The following is a 14,676-nucleotide window of genomic DNA, read 5'->3' on the forward strand; positions in this document are numbered from 1 at the left end:
AAACCGTCTTTCCGTCCGGTCCCAGGCGGGACCAGAAACCATTCGGTATTAGCACCGGTTTCCCGGAGTTATCCCGATCTGCAGGGCAGGTTGCCCACGTGTTACTCACCCGTCCGCCGCTAAACCAAAAGAGCAAGCTCTTCCGGTTCCGCTCGACTTGCATGTATTAGGCACGCCGCCAGCGTTCGTCCTGAGCCAGGATCAAACTCTCCATTATAGAAGCTTGATTGCTCATGCTGGCGCTCGCCGTCCCGGAGGACGCGCGAATCGCTTGATCTGGTAAACCTGATCAGTAAGTTGTGCTCCGATTGCCCAAAGGCAACCATCGCAGAAATTTTATTGCCGCGTTCGGAACGCGCCAATAAACTGTTGTTGACGTTTTGCTGTTCAGTTTTCAAGGTTCATGTTTTTGCTGTTTTTCACAGCAACTTTATTATCATAACTTATTCGTAATTCAATGTCAACAAAAGCTTGTTTTACATTCGAATTATTTCAGTTTGGTAAAATTGGAGCGGGTGAAGGGAATCGAACCCTCATCATCAGCTTGGAAGGCTGAGGTTTTACCACTAAACTACACCCGCATATAAGATTAAAAAATATGGCGCGCCCGAGAGGACTCGAACCTCTAACCGCTTGATTCGTAGTCAAGTACTCTATCCAATTGAGCTACGGGCGCGTACGAGGTATGGTGCGGCCGAGAAGAGTCGAACTTCCACGGGATTTCTCCCACTAGGCCCTCAACCTAGCGCGTCTGCCATTCCGCCACGACCGCAATGAATTATTTTAGGGACAAATTCTATTGTACGCTATACCTAACTCAATGTCAACAAAAACTTCAAACCTTTCAAGATCATTCAGGTTGATGAATTTGGTGTGTCGACTGCAAAAAAAGATGGCTGGGGTACCTGGATTCGAACCAGGGCATGACGGGATCAAAACCCGTTGCCTTACCGCTTGGCTATACCCCAAAAATGGCGGTCCCGACCGGGATCGAACCGGCGATCTCCTGCGTGACAGGCAGGCATGTTAACCGCTACACCACGGGACCATTTGGTTGCGGGGGCAGGATTTGAACCTGCGACCTTTGGGTTATGAGCCCAACGAGCTACCGAACTGCTCCACCCCGCGACAATATTATTGGTATTAGTTTCTTTCTTTTACGCTTGTTTCGTAGTGGACACCTGCATCGCCTTCCGGCTGCTTCGGTGTTACTTCGCCGTCTTCGTACGGCTCGTTGCTCCACCCCGCGACAATATTAGTAATGGAAAGTTGTTTCTCTTACTTTTGTTTCGTAATGGACATCTGCTTCGGCTGCGCCTGCATCGATGTAACTCACAGCTTTCGCTGTTCGTTGCTCCACCCCGCGACAATATTATAATTGATATTCTTTTTATACAAGAACATGTTATCGAAGAATAATTCTCCTCTGAAACAGTTTCAAATATAATGGTGACCCCTACGGGATTCGAACCCGTGTTACCGCCGTGAAAGGGCGGTGTCTTAACCGCTTGACCAAGGGGCCTAAATGGCTCCGAAGGTAGGATTCGAACCTACGACCATCGCATTAACAGTGCGGTGCTCTACCACTGAGCTACTTCGGAATATTATTTTCAAGTCGTTTAAGTTCGCTTAAGTACTTGTCGACTTTTTCTATTATAAAGACCTTCCAAAGAATCGTCAACACCTTTTTAAAATTACTTTTAATAAGTGTTTATCCCTAATTTATTATTGTGCGCCAACTAATTTAAAAAGAAAGAAGAGGCTGGCGCAAACGCGCCAGCCTCTTCTTTCTCCATTATCCGTTTTGTGCCGCTGAAAGTTTGCCAGCGCATTTGCCGCATCGGTAGCGTTCTGTGTTCATCCGGATCTTTCGAACATAATTCGTGTTGCACGATAAGCATGCATACACATATCGTTTCGCCGTTTTCCTTTTTGCTCGCTCTTCAATTGTAGAACAAAATCGTGGTGATCCAGTTTCTCTTAGCAGGTTCCTAAAATCGCTGTCCCGATGTTTGTATCCTCTACCCTCTAAATGCAAATGGTAATGGCATAGTTCGTGTTTTATAATCCCTTCAAGTTCTTTATAGCCGAATTTCTCATACGAACTCGGATTGATCTCAATGTTGTGAGACCTTAACAAGTATCTGCCGCCCGTCGTTCTTAATCTGGCGTTAAATATTCCTGCATGCGCAAATGGTTTATGAAAAACATTCAGTGATATGTCTTTGATCAGCTCTGTCAATTCTTCGTTCGTCATACTAACTCCCCTATTAAAAGCAGGCTTTACTGCTGCCCCTGTGTTTGTTCTTTTGGCTGAAGCATTGTTAAAGCAATGCGCCCTTTGTCTTTTTCGACTTTCTCAACCCATGCGGTGACGATATCACCTACCGCCACGACTTCTAGCGGATGCTTGACGAAACCTTTTTTCAATTTTGAGATATGGACCAAGCCATCTTGCTTCACGCCGATGTCGACAAATGCACCGAAGTCGACAACGTTGCGCACGGTCCCTTGCACTTCCATCCCCGGGAGCAAGTCTTCCATTTTTAAAATGTCATTCTTCAATAAAGGCTGCGGAAATTCATCACGCGGATCGCGGAACGGTTTTTTCAACGCCTCCAAGATATCTTGCAATGTTATTTCTCCAACTTCCAGCTCTTTGCTCAAATCAGCAGCATTTAAAGCTTCCAATTTTGCAGCAAGCTCAGGTTTCCCGACAGCTTTTTTGTCTGCTCCTACTAAATCCAACAGCTTTTCGGCAACGGCATAGCTTTCCGGATGGATGCCAGTTGCGTCCAGCGGATTTTTCCCTTCCGGAATCCGCAAAAAGCCGATTGCCTGTTCATATGTTTTGGCACCTAACCGCGGAATTTTCTTCAACTGGGCTCGTGAAGTGAATCTTCCATTTTCATCACGCACTTTAATGACGTTCTCTGCCACCGTCTTGCTCAGGCCGGCTACATATTGCAGCAAAGAGGAAGAGGCTGAGTTGACGTTAACTCCCACTTGGTTTACTGCCGTCTCTACAACAAACGTCAATTGTTCCGCAAGCTTTTTCTGGGAAACATCGTGCTGGTATTGGCCGACACCGACAGCTTTGGGATCGATTTTCACCAGCTCCGACAAAGGATCCTGAAGACGGCGGGCGATGGACGCCGCGCTGCGTTCTTCCACTTGAAGATTCGGGAATTCCGCTCGCGCGATTTCAGAGGCCGAGTAAACACTGGCTCCCGCTTCGTTGACAATAACATAAGAAATATCGGCCGACGTTTCGGACAAGAAATCGGCAACGAATTGTTCCGTTTCCCTCGATGCTGTCCCATTGCCAATCGCCATAATCTCGATCGGATATTTGCCGGTCAAACCTTTCATGATTTTCTTTGCGCCCGCTTGATCGTTTTTAGGCGCGTGGGGATAAATGACCGCAACTTCAAGCAGCTTTCCGGTCTCGTCAATCACGGCGAGCTTGCAGCCGGTCCGGTATGCCGGGTCGACACCCAGAACCATTTTGTTTTTCATCGGCGGCTGCAGCAAAAGGTTGCGCAAGTTCTCGGAGAAGATATGGATAGCTTGGGCTTCTCCTTTTTCACTAAGCTCTGTCCGGATTTCCCGCTCAACCGACGTTTGGATCAAGCGTTTGTAGCTGTCTTCAATTGCTTCAGCCACAATATCACTTGAAGGCACTGAAGATTTGATCCATTTGTTTTTCATCAATGTTATGATTCGATCGGCCGGCGGCTGGATCGATACCTTCAAGACTTCCTCTTTCTCTCCGCGGTTAATGGCCAAGATTCGGTGAGGCACGATTTTTTGTATGGCTTCTTCGTATTCATAATACATTTCAAAAACTTGTTTTTCATCTTCGTGATTTTTCTTGGCTGCAGTCATGACTTTTCCATCTTTCCGTGTCATATAGCGGATTTTCTCACGGATGTCTGGATCATCAGCGAATGTCTCAGCCAAAATATCCTGGGCGCCTTGGATCGCATCCTCCGGGCTTTCCACTCCCGCTTCTTTGTTCACGAATTCAGCGGCTTTTGCCAATGGATCTTCTTTTGTAAAAGCCATCAGCCAATCCGCCAGCGGCTCCAATCCTTTTTCTTTTGCAATTGTTGCCTTTGTCCGGCGCTTTTGCTTGTATGGACGGTACAAGTCTTCCAATCGCTGAAGGACAGACGCGTTTTGTATTTCTTTCTCCAATTCCTGCGTCATCTTTTCCTGTTCAGTGATCGAACGAATGACTTCTATTTTTCGCTGCTCCAAGTTCTGGATATATGTATAACGGTCATCGATCGCTTTGATCTGCACTTCATCGAGCGAACCTGTGGCTTCTTTTCGGTAGCGCGCGATAAAAGGGACCGTATTGCCATCTTCGATCAAAGCAATAACTTGTGCCACTTGGTTGGGGCGGACACCTGTTTCTTTAGCAATCAACGATTGGATTTGCTGCATTTCCATCAACTACACTCTCCTTTTTTTCCTTCTTCATTTTATCACATAAAAAAGAAGCCTTCTCACTTGAGAAGGCTTCCTGTAATGAATGTTGCATCGTCACCCGTTTGAATGGTGCCGAGTATATCGTAATAGAGGCGTTCAGGAATTCCAGCCTGGCGCATCATTGCTTTCGGGTTTCTCAAATCCACTCCATCGGAATGAATCAAAAATAAATCATTTTCCACATACGTATACAATTGCGTCCGCAATGTTTGTGGGCGTCCAGACAAATACCCCATAACCGGCAAAGGATAAATCATCTCTCCTGTTCCTTTTCGGTAAAGGTAAAAACGGATATTGCCTACACAGCTGTACTCCAAAGTTTTGTTCTTGAAATGCACTTTGAAAATCGCTACTGCCGCTCCCCGTTTTTGGACCATCAACTCATTGAAACGCAGCATCAATTGATCGATTGTTTCGTGATGGTATTCTCTTAGTATTTGCGGGATGACTTGTGAAGATTCACGCGCCACTGGCCCACTTCCAAGACCGTCAGCAATGGAGCAAATGAAATACTCGTCTGTCAGCACCGTGTGATAGCTGTCGCCAGACTCGTAATTTCCTTTTTTTGCTTCATTGAAGATGAAAGCTTCGATGAAACTATGATGTATGGCTTCCACTACGAAACTCCACCGGCCGCCAAAATGGCTTCTTGCAATTTTTTGATTGCTTTTCGCTGAAGCCGTGAAACGTGCATTTGGGAAATCCCGAGCTTATCGCCTGTTTCCTTTTGGCTGAGCTGTTCAATATACGTATACTGAATAATTTGTTTTTCCCGTTCCGAAAGCACATTCATAGCATTTGCCACAAGCATGCGCTGATCCGCTTTTTCATAGCCATCGTCTTCTTGGCCAACAACATCGAATAGTGTTACGGTGCTGCCATCCGAATCGGCTTCCAAAGAATGGTCCATCGAAAGGGCTTGATAACTTTTCCCCATCTCCATCGCTTCTAGCACATCATCTTCATCAACATCCAAATACTCGGCGATTTCCCAAACTTGCGGAGACCGCTGCAGTTCGCGCGTCAACACTTCAACTGTCGCTTTAATGCGCGGACCAAGTTCTTTTATGCGGCGCGGCACGTGAATAGCCCACGTCTTATCCCGTAAAAATCGTTTGATTTCGCCTATGATAGTAGGGACGGCAAAAGCTTCAAAACTTCTTCCAAACGATGGGTCGTAGCGGCGAATCGCCCCTAACAGGCCCAACATGCCTACTTGCGCAATATCCTCGTGGTAAGATTTGCCATTCGAGTACTTGCGCGCGATAGATTCGACCAAACGTTTGTAGTTGTTCACTAGATTAGTTTGGGCTTCTTCATCTTCGTTTTTTTGGTAAGCTTCAATCCACTCAAGAACTTGTTCTTTTGTAGGTTGATTAGGATGAGACCGTTTCGACATCCTCTTCCACCCGCTCTCCTCCAACGTACTTTGTCATAAAGACCGTTACGCCTTCTTGATGGTGCACTTTGACTTCATCCATTAACGTTTCAATCAAATAAAGGCCGAGACCTCCTTCGCGAAGAAAAGCTCCTTCTTCCTGGTCGTGGTAAGGGCCAACTTTTGCTTTTGTGTCTTCAAAGTCAAAACTTTGGCCGTGGTCCGCTACCATGATCTCGATTTTATCGCCATACAATGCACAGCCAATAACAACTTCGCCTTCTTCTCCTTCTACGTATGCATGCTGAACTGCATTTGTCACCGCTTCACTGGAAGCGATTTTCAAATCTTCAATATCGTCATACGTAAAACCGATGCGGCTTGCCAAACCAGAAATGGTCAGCCTTGCGACACCTACATATTGCGACTTGGCAGGAACCCTCATTTCAACATAATCGAAAGGACGCATATCAATTACCACCTTTTCCAGCGGCTTCGATGTCCATAATGTCGCCCAAACCGGTTATGTCGAATAGCCGTTTCAAACGAGCAGAGAGACCTTTAAGCTTTACATGACCGCCTTTTGCATTGACTGTTTTATAAAAAGCTACAAAAACACCTAAACCTGTACTATCCATATAATTAACGTCGGAAAGATCCAACTCTGCATTTAATCCTTCATGATGTTGGTAATTCTCTAATTTGTCTCTAAGAACCGGTGCAGTGAACGCATCGATTTCTCCGCGGATAAATCCGGTCAAGACATTGTTCGCCTCTTCTAAATCCACTTGAATATTCATTTATTGACACCCCGTTTTTCTGTAATTCGCTCGAACTTATAAAGCCATCGTAAGTTTGTTTACCCTTACTTTAAAGCACTAAACCTGCTGCTAGATTTTTTTATAAATCACCAATGTAAAGTCGTCTCTAAGTTCCGCATTCTGCATGCGGTCCAGCTCATCATAAACATGCTGCACAATCACTTGGGCAGGTTCATCTTTTTTGCTTTCAATCAAATCAAAAATTACATCGCGTTCGATGAATCCTTCATCGGTCCGGCATTCGGTTACGCCATCCGTCATCATGACGACCAAGTCGTTCTTTTCAAGAGAAATTGTATGTTCTTCATAAGTGGCAAGCGGCGAAACGCCGAGCAGCAGCCCTTTTGCAGGAAGTTCAAAAAACTCGCGGGTTTTAGCCCGGTACAAGATGGCGGGTTCATGTCCTGCAGAGCCATAAGTCAAAGTCGCATCACTCGCCTTATATCTTCCATAAAACATGGAGACGAACATCGAATCGTCTATACTTTTTTCAACGATGCGGTTGATTGTTTCAAGCACTTGCTTCGGAAGTGCTGTCGAGTCATTTAAACTGTCCATGCCAAATTTGACCATCGACATGCATAAAGCAGCCGGCAGCCCTTTCCCGATCACATCAGCGACCGCTACCCCTGCATGGCCAGCTTGATCACTTATAAAATATATGTAATCTCCATTCATTTTGCGTGCAGGAACGGACAGCAAACCAATATCCAGCCCTTCAAGCGCCGGCAATTTCGTCTTCAGCAAGGTTTCCTGGACGTGGGCTGCTAAATCCATTTCCACTTTCAATTCCTCTTGGCGCTTCAGAAGGCTTTGGCGCTCTTGAAGAGCCAATCCGTAATTGATCATCATTTCAATTAAAAAATCGAAAGAATGCCAAACTTCCTCAGGCATGTCGCTATACAATTCCTGCATAGCGGCCTTGTGCATTGAAATCACTTCTTCAGGGGAAGTATTCTCAGAAATAAGTTGTCTGCTGAAATTTTGGCCAACATACAAGTTTTGCTCAGATTGTCTTTGCATGTACTGGTTTAATATCTCTTTATATTGGCTTTCGATTTTCTGAACCATCGGGCGCACCTCCTATCGGAGCCACTTTGTAGCTCTTATATCTGTCCCTTCTCCTAGGATCGTTTCAATTCTGAACTCATCCATCAGGCGCTTGACGCCAGGCAATCCAGCTCCTAAGCCTCCTGAAGTCGAAAATCCGTCTTCCATCACTTTCCGAATATCAGGAATGCCGGGCCCATTGTCAGCTGCAATGATTAAAATGCCTTTGACTCCGTTTTCTGTTAAACGCTGAATTTCGATTCTTCCTTGGCCAGCATATAAATATATATTGCGGGCAAGCTCGCTGATGGCCGTAGTGATACGAGCCTGATCTACTGTGCCGAAGCCGAGCTCTTTAGCGACGTTGCGTCCGAGCTGTCTTGCAGCCACAATATCCCATTCCGTTAAAATTTCTACTGAGGACTGGTTGCTCATTTTTAAGCCTCCAATTCCAATTGAAGTTTATCCAAACCATTTTCTAAATCCAGTGCTGTCATAACATCTTCAAGTCGAATTCCTAACTCGATCAAAGTGATAGCTACTGCTGGCTGGATACCGGTGATAACCACTCGCGCTCCCATAAGGCTTGACATGCTAATGACGTCTCCCAAGACCTTGGCAATGAAAGAATCGATAAAATCAACAGAAGTCAAGTCGATCACTACACCGCGAGCACTTGTTTCGTGCAATTTATTTAGCAAATCCTCCTGAAACTGAATTGCCGTTTGATCATCTAATTCCCACTGAATGGAAACAATCAATGTATCTCTTAATTTTAAGATCGGAATTCGAAAATTCATTGTTCTTCAACCTCCACAATTTCTCGATTTGTCCAAGCCAAGGCTTGTTCTACACCTCGCTGCAAAGTGCTTGTTGTTGTAAATTCGTTCAAATTGATGCCAAGAGTGACAATCGTTTGGGCGATTTCCGGCCGAATTCCGACTAGCATGCATTTGGCGCCGACAAGACGCACCGCGTCTGCTGCTTGAATAATATGATGGGCTACCATTGTATCAACTACAGGCACCCCGGTAATATCCAATAGCACTACTTCAGCGCGGTGTTTTACCACGCCTTCCAATAGATTTTCCATAATCAGCTTGGCGCGTTCCGTATCAATAGTGCCGACAAGCGGCATGACTGATATTTTATCAAAAACAGGAATAAGCGACGCGGAGAGTTCCTGCAAAGCAATTTTTTGCAGGCTCACTGTCCGCTCCCATGTTTTTGAATATGTATCAATGGTGCTGTCGCGTATCGGTGTCACCCAATTGCTAAACTCTTCAACGAAAGCACGGACGTTTTCTTCATTAATAATTCCGGCATTTTCCATCCCGTGATAAACCACTTCGACATAATGCGTGATTGCTTTCGTGACAAAAGTGATGGACCAACCAAGGCGCACGACCTTCTCAGCAAAATCCGCCAACCGGTTTTCATAAGCTTCGTGGTTATCCAACAAATTCGTAACCAACAAATCAGAAAATTCTCTGCTCGTCTGATCCATTAAATCCGCCGGCATTACTTGAAAAGACCGTTCACTTTCCTCGTTCTTCATAAGTTCTTGCCATTTCGAAATAATCTCAGTTGAGTTATTCTCGATGTAACTAGCTATTTGCTTATTCATTTTTTCAAAAAACCCTCCCTGTAACACTATGTATAAAACACATGTTATATACGCTCTCTTTATTGTATCGGAAAACTGTTTTTTTCACATCTATTTTATCGGTTGCCGCATTACTCTATATAAAGGAATAACAGAAAACACCCAAAGAAACAAATCTTGGGTGTTTTTTAAGGAGTATGTATGCTAGAACTTCACGAGGCCGACACTAATTTCCAGTGCTTCGTCCACTTTTTCCATTAACGCATCGTCAAGCTGGGTAATTTTGTCAGTAAGCCGCGATTTATCTATCGTCCGCAATTGTTCAAGTAAAATGACTGAGTCACGTTCAAACCCATATTTCTTGGCATCGATCTCCACATGAGTCGGCAATTTTGCTTTTTGGATTTGCGCAGTAATGGCAGCTATGATTACTGTCGGACTAAACCGATTTCCTATATCATTTTGAATCACCAGCACTGGACGGGTCCCGCCTTGCTCGGACCCGATGACTGGCGATAGTTCTGCAAAAAAAACGTCACCACGTTTTACAATCAAGTTGTCACCCTCCGCTTACGAGTCGCACCGTCGTGTGCTCCGCTTCGTATTCAGCGTGAGAACACTCACAAGCAATCGATAGGTTGATTTGCGACATTTCCACATAACCCTTGATCATCGCTTCTCGAATATGATAAGAATCGTACATGTTCTTCGTTACCCGATGAGTGGAAACGTAAATATAGTCTCCACGTTCTTGAACTCGTTCATCTGAAAAAGTAGTCAGTTCTGAAATCATTTTTTTAGGCAATTTAACAACCACCTCTTTTGTTTTGACTCTCTCGTACACAGCCTACACCTCCGAAATACCGATCATCTTCTCTCTACTTGTTATTATACTAACATTGAATGTCCGCTGTGGAAAGGCAAATCTAGAATTTCTAAAATTCAGCAATAGATTCGAGGCACTCTTTTTGTCAGGTTTACCGGAATCTCATAGGCGATTGTATCCAGCTTTTCAGCCCATTCTTCTATTCGAATTTGCGCTCCGGCTTGAGAGCCGATCAATTGAACTTGCTCGCCGACCGGCATTTTCTCCGGCAGCCGAATCATGCATTGGTCCATGCAGATCCGGCCGACGATCGGCACTCTTTTGCCGCGCACCAAAACTTCCTGGCCTTGCAGCCCGCGAAGCATGCCATCTGCATAGCCGATTGGAAGCGTCGCGATCCACTCATCTTGTTCACAGCGGTAAGTTGCGCCGTAGCTGATCGCCTCTCCCGCTGCCACTCGTTTAATATGGACGATTTCCGTTTCCAGCCCTAAGGCTGGCGCCAAGGTGATTGGCATGTTATTTTCTACATAAGAAGATGGAGCGATCCCATATAACGAGATGCCGATCCGTACAGCATCAAATGCCAACTCCGGATGCATAATAGCTGCGGCGCTGTTTGAAACGTGGATCATTACCGATGAATCGTTTATTTCTTCAACCACGGCCGCCATGGTTTTGACTTGCCGTTGAAACAAATCATTTCGATCCTCATCCGCCGTGGCAAAATGGGTGAAGAGGCCTTCAAAAGAAAAAAAGTGGCGACGGATCAACTGGACCGCTTCGCGTACTTCTTCTGCCTGAACACCGACGCGGCGCATGCCGGTATCCACTTTCAAATGGATTTTCAAGCGCGGAAGGTCCGGATCAATGACGGCTCCTGCCTGCAAAATCCAGTCGAGCGAAATGGCAGCAACTGCAATTCCGGCTCGCTGGGCTACCGGAATAAATGCTGCGGGCGAGTGGCCCATCACCAAAATGTTTGCTTCGATTTTATGCTCCATCAACAAAAGAGCTTCATCCGGTGTTGCAACCGCGAGCCAGTTGACGCCGCTCTCAACCGCTTTTTGGGCGACCTCCACCATGCCATGCCCGTAAGCGTCCGCCTTTACGACTGCAAAGATTTCCGCTTTGCCGCTTCTTTCTTTAAAAATCTGTAAGTTTTGTTGAATTGCATTCAAGTCGATGACCGCTTTTGTCGGCCGGTAAAATTCTGTCATATCATCCCTACTCACTTAATTTGATTGCAAAAGCACTTGTGCCGCTGCATATTCTTTTGTATGGGTTATCGAAACCAAGCCTGTTTCAAGTTGCTGAAAGTAAATCCCCGGTTTGCCGTTGCTGTCTTTTCTGATTTCGATATCTTGAAACGAACAGGCTTTCCCAATTCCGGTTCCATTCGCTTTTGCGAACGCTTCTTTCGCCGCGAACCGGCCTGCGAGAAACTCCGTCTTCCGCTTTTCCGACAACAAAGCGTATTCGGCGAGTTCACGGTCCGTTAAAACTCGCTCCCGAAACTTCGGTGATTTCTTATCCAATCTTCGTACTCTTTGTAATTCTGTAATATCGAGGCCAATTCCGGTAATCATAATTGTTTCTCCTTTCAATCTTAAAGCCTAAAAAGGTATAATAATTTGTATGAAATAGAGGTGACAAGATGTTTTTACGTACAGAAAGCTTTTCACAGTATATACGGTTATATCCTGTCGTATCCGCATTGATTGCGATCAACGTGTTGATACATATTTTATCATGGGTGCCTGAGATTGGGGACCAAGTGTTTTATTACGGAGTTGGCTATAATTATTTTATCGCTGATGGCGAATGGTGGCGGTTTATCACGCCGGTATTCCTGCACGGCGGCTTGATGCATTTGCTATTCAATATGTTTTCGTTATTTTTGTTCGGCCCTGAATTGGAGCGCTTAACAGGAAAAGTCCGCTTTCTCACGATTTACTTGTTGTCAGGTTTTTTCGGTTCGGTTGCTACCTACTTTTTGCAGCCGCTTGACTATTCCCATGTAGGGGCAAGCGGAGCGATCTTCGGCATTTTCGGAGCTTTCGGAGCACTTTTGTACTACGGGCGCCGCGTCATGCCTCAACTCAGACAAATTATACTCCCGATTATTGTGATTAGTATAGTGATGACATTCTTGACACCGAATGTAAATGCGACCGCGCATATCGCCGGAATGATCACCGGCTTTCTCATCGGACTCAGTTATTTCCATCCAAAACGCATCGTCAGCTGGAAAACCAAAAAATAAGGCCAACCGGGGAAGCCCGGCTGGCCTTATTTTTTTTCATTTGGCAGCTTTGCTGTCAGAAGGCTCATACCAAGCCAAAACCTCACTAGCATCCTGCTCTTCCATATGGTCGACACGAGCAGCTGCTCCAAGCATCCCCGATTTGATCGTCGCCTGGATGGAGGCTAAATTTTTCCGTCTCTGAAAATAGCTTTGCGTCACTTCAATAGCCTGAATTCTCTTTTTCATCATAAAAAACGCATGTTTACTGACTGTACGAAATTCCATCGTCAATTGTTTTCTCGTTAAAGCGTAGCCGGCCGTGCGATGCTGCCAGACTGCAAACAGGATAACAATTGGAAAAATAAGCAGAGAAAACAACCCATAAGGGTAAAAAAAGTAGCTTACTAAGCCAGCAACCGGAATCATCCAGAAGAAATCGAGACGATAAAAGAAATGAACGCTCCGTTTAGGCGCTTTTTTCATCACCGGCTCCCACTCCATATCCGGAAATAATTCGCTGAGAATCGGGAATATTGCCGTTTTTCGGGCCAACGGAAACAACCGAATCTTCTCATCTTTATCCCCAAGGGTTCCTCCAGCGCTTTCTACAGTCACCGTCGCATAGCCAAACCATTCACGGAGCGGGTTCTGCGAAATCTGTATTCCTTGAATCCGCTTAAAAGGCACCGAGACCTTCTTTTTTTCCAATAATCCCCGCGAAATATATATATGGTCTTCATCCGTCGAAATGGTGAATTGATAATTCGCGAAAATCGCCAATATAATCGAAATTACCCACGCTAATAGCAGAATGAGAAAAATCGTCAACGCTACAATCAAATAACCGAAACGCAAAAACAAAATAACCTCTTGGTAGATGGCGTCATATGGAATCAGATCCGAAAATTGCGAAAGAAACACCGCTACAGCTGAAATAACTACGCCAATCCCACCGGAAGTCGTAGCGAGAATTATCAGCTCTTTTAAAGACATGCGGTACACGGTCTTAACCGCTTTTACCGAAACTTCCGCCACTTCTTCCGTAACCGCTTCTCCAGCTTCTAATATCGGTTCCCAATTATGGCGTTTGGCATACTCCATCTTTTTTTCTATCCGTTCGGCATCTTCCCGAGGAATAGCCGTCAATTCTACGTCCGCTTGGCCGATTTTACCTGTCCCGGCTGTCTCTACCTTTACTTTCACCAATCCGAGCGGCCGGTGGAAAATTCCCTCTGTATAATCCAGGCTCTGAATCCGTTCGAATGGTATGTACCTTTTTTTCTTAACAAACAAGCCGTATTCAATCCTCAACTCGCCTTCTTCGAACCAATAGACGAACCGGTGCCATTTAATAAGGCCGCTGATAAGCATAAAGATTAATACAACACCACCGATCAGAACCGGGATTAAACCTTGCCACCCACGGTCAGCGATACTCTCGCCTCCGCCCCTAAAGAGATTGACGCCGAAAATAATGATGAACGGAAAAATCAGTTCCCTTAGCCCCTTGATGAAATTTAAGAAAGCAGAAATCGGGTGCAACTTATAGCGCATCTCAGACATCATCTTCCGCCACCCTTGCCAGCACAGAAATACGATTTCTCATTTCGTCCGCTTCCGAAGTGATCAAAGCCGGAATTGTATGGGTTGTAGCGGCTGTCGATATGGATATTTCCGCTAAATCATATTTGCGCAAAATCGGACCTTGTTCCGTATCGACGTGCTGGACACGCACCATTGGAACCAATGTGCGCTTCACAATAAACAGCCCATGCTGAAGTTCAATCTCCTGCTCCCTTACTTCGTAGCGCCAGCGCTCCCAACGAATTTTCGGAAACAAGTAAATAAGAAGAAAACCAAGTACAATCGGAAAAGCCGCATAAATCGCGTATAGCCACCATGGCCCATCAAAAAAATAAGTCACAGCCGCCGCTGCACCGGCAATCAACGCAATGACCGCAGTTTCAATCATGCCGTACACTCTCCAAACCGTTAAGCCCTTTTTCGAAATCTGATTTTTTGGTTGTTGGTCCATATCTCTCTCTCCATTCGCCCTCATGCTTTATATACGATTTATCCAACAGAACGTTTCACATTTTTCCAAACGGTTCAATTAACCCTTACTGAATCACACTTCACTTTATTGTACTTTATAATACAGACATAAAAAAGGCGAACCCGAACAGTTGCCTGTTCGGGTTCGCCTTTTATTTTTTCGCTTTAATGCCAAATCAAACCGGCACTTTCGCT

At 45.3% G+C, this 14,676-nt stretch carries 17 protein-coding genes, 8 tRNA genes and 1 rRNA gene; 1 reads left to right on the forward strand and 25 read right to left on the reverse strand.

Going from position 1 to position 14,676, the window contains the following annotated elements:
- From FQV28_RS12075 to acpS, 23 genes are all read right to left on the reverse strand, one after another.
- Positions 1-217 (reverse strand): 16S ribosomal RNA (locus FQV28_RS12075); the annotation flags it as partial.
- Positions 218-507: 290 nt separating this feature from the next.
- Positions 508-581 (reverse strand) — tRNA-Gly (locus FQV28_RS12080).
- A gap of 18 nt (positions 582-599) precedes the next feature.
- Positions 600-676: transfer RNA gene (locus tag FQV28_RS12085), tRNA-Arg, on the reverse strand.
- A gap of 10 nt (positions 677-686) precedes the next feature.
- Positions 687-772: transfer RNA gene (locus tag FQV28_RS12090), tRNA-Leu, on the reverse strand.
- A 121-nt stretch (positions 773-893) separates the two neighbouring features.
- Positions 894-968, reverse strand: a tRNA-Gln gene (locus FQV28_RS12095).
- Positions 969-972: 4 nt separating this feature from the next.
- A tRNA-Asp gene (locus FQV28_RS12100) sits at positions 973-1,048 on the reverse strand.
- A 3-nt stretch (positions 1,049-1,051) separates the two neighbouring features.
- A tRNA-Met gene (locus FQV28_RS12105) sits at positions 1,052-1,128 on the reverse strand.
- Positions 1,129-1,447: 319 nt separating this feature from the next.
- Positions 1,448-1,522, reverse strand: a tRNA-Glu gene (locus FQV28_RS12110).
- Positions 1,523-1,526: 4 nt separating this feature from the next.
- A tRNA-Asn gene (locus FQV28_RS12115) sits at positions 1,527-1,601 on the reverse strand.
- A 194-nt stretch (positions 1,602-1,795) separates the two neighbouring features.
- Entirely contained in the window at positions 1,796-2,257 is a 462-nt protein-coding gene (locus FQV28_RS12120) for a SprT family protein (protein ID WP_146496763.1), read from the reverse strand.
- Between the two features lie 26 nt (positions 2,258-2,283).
- Positions 2,284-4,458 (reverse strand): Tex family protein, encoded by a 2,175-nt coding sequence (locus FQV28_RS12125; protein ID WP_146496764.1) that lies wholly within the window; start codon positions 4,456-4,458, stop codon positions 2,284-2,286.
- 56 nt (positions 4,459-4,514) lie between these two features.
- Positions 4,515-5,114 (reverse strand): PP2C family serine/threonine-protein phosphatase, encoded by a 600-nt coding sequence (locus FQV28_RS12130; RefSeq protein ID WP_146496765.1) that lies wholly within the window; start codon positions 5,112-5,114, stop codon positions 4,515-4,517.
- Positions 5,114-5,896 (reverse strand): RNA polymerase sigma factor SigB, encoded by a 783-nt coding sequence (gene sigB, locus FQV28_RS12135; protein WP_106534570.1) that lies wholly within the window; start codon positions 5,894-5,896, stop codon positions 5,114-5,116. The genes FQV28_RS12130 and sigB overlap by 1 nt, the downstream gene beginning before the upstream one ends.
- On the reverse strand, positions 5,874-6,344 hold the full coding sequence (rsbW, locus tag FQV28_RS12140) for an anti-sigma B factor RsbW (protein ID WP_146496766.1): 471 nt from the start codon (positions 6,342-6,344) through the stop codon (positions 5,874-5,876). Before rsbW ends, sigB begins: the two co-directional genes overlap by 23 nt.
- A 1-nt stretch (position 6,345) precedes the next feature.
- Positions 6,346-6,675, reverse strand: coding sequence for an anti-sigma factor antagonist (locus tag FQV28_RS12145; protein WP_146496767.1), 330 nt, complete (start codon positions 6,673-6,675; stop codon positions 6,346-6,348).
- Positions 6,676-6,765: 90 nt separating this feature from the next.
- On the reverse strand, positions 6,766-7,767 hold the full coding sequence (locus FQV28_RS12150) for a PP2C family protein-serine/threonine phosphatase (RefSeq protein ID WP_146496768.1): 1,002 nt from the start codon (positions 7,765-7,767) through the stop codon (positions 6,766-6,768).
- A gap of 12 nt (positions 7,768-7,779) precedes the next feature.
- Positions 7,780-8,181 (reverse strand): anti-sigma regulatory factor, encoded by a 402-nt coding sequence (locus FQV28_RS12155; protein WP_146496769.1) that lies wholly within the window; start codon positions 8,179-8,181, stop codon positions 7,780-7,782.
- 2 nt (positions 8,182-8,183) lie between these two features.
- Positions 8,184-8,546, reverse strand: a complete 363-nt coding sequence (locus FQV28_RS12160) for an STAS domain-containing protein (protein WP_106534565.1) — start codon at positions 8,544-8,546, stop codon at positions 8,184-8,186.
- Positions 8,543-9,373 (reverse strand): RsbT co-antagonist protein RsbRA, encoded by an 831-nt coding sequence (locus FQV28_RS12165; protein ID WP_146496770.1) that lies wholly within the window; start codon positions 9,371-9,373, stop codon positions 8,543-8,545. The genes FQV28_RS12160 and FQV28_RS12165 overlap by 4 nt, the downstream gene beginning before the upstream one ends.
- A 183-nt stretch (positions 9,374-9,556) precedes the next feature.
- The gene (locus FQV28_RS12170; protein ID WP_146496771.1) at positions 9,557-9,907 is read right to left on the reverse strand and encodes a type II toxin-antitoxin system PemK/MazF family toxin; all 351 of its coding nucleotides are present in this window, start codon (positions 9,905-9,907) and stop codon (positions 9,557-9,559) included.
- A 4-nt stretch (positions 9,908-9,911) separates the two neighbouring features.
- On the reverse strand, positions 9,912-10,196 hold the full coding sequence (locus FQV28_RS12175) for a transcriptional regulator (RefSeq protein ID WP_146496772.1): 285 nt from the start codon (positions 10,194-10,196) through the stop codon (positions 9,912-9,914).
- A 98-nt stretch (positions 10,197-10,294) separates the two neighbouring features.
- Positions 10,295-11,398, reverse strand: a complete 1,104-nt coding sequence (gene alr / locus FQV28_RS12180; protein ID WP_146496773.1) for an alanine racemase — start codon at positions 11,396-11,398, stop codon at positions 10,295-10,297.
- A 15-nt stretch (positions 11,399-11,413) separates the two neighbouring features.
- Positions 11,414-11,767 (reverse strand): holo-ACP synthase, encoded by a 354-nt coding sequence (gene acpS / locus FQV28_RS12185; RefSeq protein ID WP_146496774.1) that lies wholly within the window; start codon positions 11,765-11,767, stop codon positions 11,414-11,416.
- A 68-nt stretch (positions 11,768-11,835) separates the two neighbouring features.
- Here acpS and FQV28_RS12190 point away from each other — a divergent pair, with 68 nt between their 5' ends.
- Positions 11,836-12,444: a rhomboid family intramembrane serine protease gene (locus FQV28_RS12190; protein ID WP_146496775.1), complete on the forward strand. Its 609-nt coding sequence runs from the start codon at positions 11,836-11,838 to the stop codon at positions 12,442-12,444.
- A gap of 36 nt (positions 12,445-12,480) precedes the next feature.
- On the opposite strand, the gene FQV28_RS12195 is transcribed toward FQV28_RS12190, so the two are convergent.
- Positions 12,481-13,989, reverse strand: a complete 1,509-nt coding sequence (locus FQV28_RS12195; protein WP_146497111.1) for a PH domain-containing protein — start codon at positions 13,987-13,989, stop codon at positions 12,481-12,483.
- The gene (locus FQV28_RS12200) at positions 13,982-14,461 is read right to left on the reverse strand and encodes a PH domain-containing protein (RefSeq protein WP_146496776.1); all 480 of its coding nucleotides are present in this window, start codon (positions 14,459-14,461) and stop codon (positions 13,982-13,984) included. Before FQV28_RS12200 ends, FQV28_RS12195 begins: the two co-directional genes overlap by 8 nt.
- Between the last annotated feature and the right edge of the window lie 215 nt (positions 14,462-14,676).

The sequence above is a fragment of the Planomicrobium sp. CPCC 101079 genome, assembly GCF_007859275.1.
Lineage (GTDB): Bacteria > Bacillota > Bacilli > Bacillales_A > Planococcaceae > Planococcus.

What these genes read in the sequence shown, in the direction of transcription:
- FQV28_RS12120 (WP_146496763.1), bottom strand. Translation starts at nt 2,257, where the DNA reads ATGACGAACGAAGAATTGACAGAGCTGATCAAAGACATATCACTGAAT.
- FQV28_RS12125 (WP_146496764.1), bottom strand. Translation starts at nt 4,458, where the DNA reads ATGGAAATGCAGCAAATCCAATCGTTGATTGCTAAAGAAACAGGTGTC.
- sigB (WP_106534570.1), bottom strand. Translation starts at nt 5,896, where the DNA reads ATGTCGAAACGGTCTCATCCTAATCAACCTACAAAAGAACAAGTTCTT.
- rsbW (WP_146496766.1), bottom strand. Translation starts at nt 6,344, where the DNA reads ATGCGTCCTTTCGATTATGTTGAAATGAGGGTTCCTGCCAAGTCGCAA.
- FQV28_RS12145 (WP_146496767.1), bottom strand. Translation starts at nt 6,675, where the DNA reads ATGAATATTCAAGTGGATTTAGAAGAGGCGAACAATGTCTTGACCGGA.
- FQV28_RS12150 (WP_146496768.1), bottom strand. Translation starts at nt 7,767, where the DNA reads ATGGTTCAGAAAATCGAAAGCCAATATAAAGAGATATTAAACCAGTAC.
- FQV28_RS12155 (WP_146496769.1), bottom strand. Translation starts at nt 8,181, where the DNA reads ATGAGCAACCAGTCCTCAGTAGAAATTTTAACGGAATGGGATATTGTG.
- FQV28_RS12160 (WP_106534565.1), bottom strand. Translation starts at nt 8,546, where the DNA reads ATGAATTTTCGAATTCCGATCTTAAAATTAAGAGATACATTGATTGTT.
- FQV28_RS12165 (WP_146496770.1), bottom strand. Translation starts at nt 9,373, where the DNA reads ATGAATAAGCAAATAGCTAGTTACATCGAGAATAACTCAACTGAGATT.
- alr (WP_146496773.1), bottom strand. Translation starts at nt 11,398, where the DNA reads ATGACAGAATTTTACCGGCCGACAAAAGCGGTCATCGACTTGAATGCA.
- acpS (WP_146496774.1), bottom strand. Translation starts at nt 11,767, where the DNA reads ATGATTACCGGAATTGGCCTCGATATTACAGAATTACAAAGAGTACGA.
- FQV28_RS12190 (WP_146496775.1), top strand. Translation starts at nt 11,836, where the DNA reads ATGTTTTTACGTACAGAAAGCTTTTCACAGTATATACGGTTATATCCT.
- FQV28_RS12195 (WP_146497111.1), bottom strand. Translation starts at nt 13,989, where the DNA reads ATGTCTGAGATGCGCTATAAGTTGCACCCGATTTCTGCTTTCTTAAAT.
- FQV28_RS12200 (WP_146496776.1), bottom strand. Translation starts at nt 14,461, where the DNA reads ATGGACCAACAACCAAAAAATCAGATTTCGAAAAAGGGCTTAACGGTT.